This is a genomic window from Streptomyces sp. NPDC004561 (assembly GCF_053602155.1).
In genome coordinates this window covers 28,625-28,974 of sequence record NZ_JBSGDB010000055.1, presented here as the reverse complement: position 1 = coordinate 28,974, position 350 = coordinate 28,625, and the positions used below count along the sequence as shown (strand labels likewise).

The following is a 350-nucleotide window of genomic DNA, read 5'->3' as shown; positions in this document are numbered from 1 at the left end:
GATGCGGGAGCGTCCGCGACGCCGGGCATACGCAGGGCCCCGGAACCGGCGCAGGGGTTCCGGGGCCCGGTCAGGGAGCGGGCCGTCAGGCCCGTCCGCCGCGGCGGTCAGACACGCCGCAGCACGGCGACGACCTTGCCCAAAATAGTGGCGTCGTCACCGGGGATCGGCTCGTAGGCCGAGTTGTGCGGGAGGAGCCAGACGTGGCCGTCCTCGCGCTTGAAGCGCTTCACGGTGGCCTCGCCGTCGAGCATGGCGGCCACGATGTCACCGTTCTCGGCGACGGGCTGGCGGCGGACGGTGACCCAGTCACCGTCGCAGATCGCGGCCTCGATCATGGAGTCGCCGAC

Annotated in this window: 1 protein-coding gene; it reads right to left on the bottom strand. The window is 72.3% G+C overall.

What is annotated here, in order from left to right; all coding sequences use genetic code 11:
* Nucleotides 1-107 precede the first annotated feature (107 nt).
* Nucleotides 108-350 (bottom strand): LexA family protein (locus ACWEN3_RS10665; RefSeq protein WP_452968292.1); only part of this gene is annotated, 243 nt, incomplete at its 5' end.